The organism is Chromobacterium aquaticum (assembly GCF_021129195.1).
Lineage (GTDB): Bacteria > Pseudomonadota > Gammaproteobacteria > Burkholderiales > Chromobacteriaceae > Chromobacterium > Chromobacterium aquaticum.
In genome coordinates this window covers 1-1,816 of sequence record NZ_JAJOHW010000240.1, presented here as the reverse complement: position 1 = coordinate 1,816, position 1,816 = coordinate 1, and the positions used below count along the sequence as shown (strand labels likewise).

The 1,816-nt window shown below is 55.4% G+C and carries 3 protein-coding genes; 1 reads left to right on the top strand and 2 read right to left on the bottom strand.

What is annotated here, in order from left to right:
• The coding region (locus LQT98_RS23380) for a hypothetical protein (RefSeq protein WP_231465598.1) at positions 1-239 on the bottom strand (239 nt) is incomplete at its 3' end.
• Between the two features lie 151 nt (positions 240-390).
• Between LQT98_RS23380 and LQT98_RS23375 the strand changes: the two genes are divergently transcribed.
• Entirely contained in the window at positions 391-594 is a 204-nt protein-coding gene (locus tag LQT98_RS23375) for a hypothetical protein (RefSeq protein ID WP_231465596.1), read from the top strand.
• Positions 595-817: 223 nt separating this feature from the next.
• On the opposite strand, the gene LQT98_RS23370 is transcribed toward LQT98_RS23375, so the two are convergent.
• Positions 818-1,030, bottom strand: a complete 213-nt coding sequence (locus tag LQT98_RS23370; protein ID WP_231465594.1) for a hypothetical protein — start codon at positions 1,028-1,030, stop codon at positions 818-820.
• Positions 1,031-1,816 lie beyond the last annotated feature (786 nt).

Genomic DNA, 1,816 nt, shown 5'->3' with positions numbered 1-1,816 from the left:
AAGGCCTGGGCGTAGTCGACGCGGCTGGCGCCGTCGTTGCCCACCGCGCCGATCTGCTTGCCGTCCAGGTAGTAGTAATCCTGCCGTTTATAGGTGCTGCCGCTGGCGATTTCCTCGCGCTTGAGCACCAGGCCCTGGGCGTTGTTGACGTAGTGGAGGCTGCGGTTCTTGGCTTCGTCGCGCGCTTCAACCAGATGGCCGTTGACGTTGTAACGCGGATGGGAGTAGCCGCCCTGCATTCGCGGCGCGACGCCCGGCGGCTAAGCTCACAAATGGAGGAACTTATAGCCGGGTGTCGCACCCTACGAGAGCACCGTATGGCCATGCCGGTCTGCCAACCTTGCCACGCGTCTGTCTCCACATGCCACGCTCCACCTGATTGACCCGCTGTTGCGGCAGCTCGACCAATCCTGCCAGCACTTCGATCACAGCCTTCATCTGCTCAGCCTGGAATTCAATCAAGTCAGCGCCGCCTTGTCGGCGCTGGCGGCAATACTGGAGCAATCCAAGCTAGACACGCTGGAATGCGAGCAGGTGTATTGCCTGCTGGAACCCTTCGCCCACCGCTTGCAGCAAACCACGATTCAGATGTAGGCATTGGCTTGAGCCTTATAAACGACCAAAGCCCCGGATGGGGCTTTGGGAAGGCTTGGGCTTATAAGTTACGGCGCGGCCTAAAGGTGGTGTTGCCAAGCTACCGCGTGGGCAAGCCTTTTGGCTTGCCCACCCTACTTGCTAAGCACTCGAATTAAGAGACTTATAGCCGGATGTTAAGAGCTACGATTGCACTATGCAGCCTTTCAACAATCTATTAGCCTCAAAACTCGATAACACGAACACCACTTTCAATCATTTTCTTCTTTACTTCATCGCAAATGTGATCATCACGAATTAAAAGCGCGCGTTTCGTCTCCGCATTAAATATGGCATAACGGGGTAACTCATCGGATTTATCTGCATTAATCTGCACAAGCCCCCATCCCGGAGATGAGCCATCCCAAAGGTATTTGTAATCTTCTAGGTTATTCATTAGTGCCCCCAACCTTTCGGTCCAAATCGAACCACATCCTTACCAACCGGAATAATCTGCGAACTCCGCTGTGGAGAGCCCGCCAATTTCAAGAAATTTAGGACATCCATATCTGCCTGGCTTGCAAATGCTGTGCCACCTGGGTGTGTATGGTAAATCAACATTTCGTTAGTAGATATAGGAACTTCAACAGCCCCTCGCTCACCCGAATACAAATAGTACTGCCCCCCTCCACCATTAGTCCCCGGACCATATTTGTAAGTAGCCGCAAACTCGACACCATGTTTCTCAGTCAGATTCGCCAACTGTACCGGCATTGGACGCGACGGAATCGCAACACCGGCAGCACCGGGTAGGCCCTCGCCAGCACGAACACCGTAGAGCAAGTCGCCCACTGCTCCTGCCTCTCCGAGACGGGAAGCCGCAGAGATGTTATTTGGAACCGTCCCCCCTCCGGTACCGCATACATCCTCAGCCCCGGCGTGCTCTGCTCCACCAAGCGGTCCAGCCTTGGCCCAAACGCTTCAACTGCATCCCTTGCCAGCAAACGTGTGCCCATGCCTGCCTCTATGCTCAGCAGGCTGGCCCCCCGTAGCAAACGCGACCCAGGCGCCCAGGACAACAAGGCATTGCCGGCCAATGCGCCTGCCTGCTCCCCGCTCAGTTTCCCTGGGTTTCGCATAATACATCAGCTCGCCCCCCGCTTACCGCAAACCACAATGCAAATACAGAAACTGGCTTGAGCCTTATGAACGACCAAAGCTCCGTGAGGTAGCCTGATTCCAG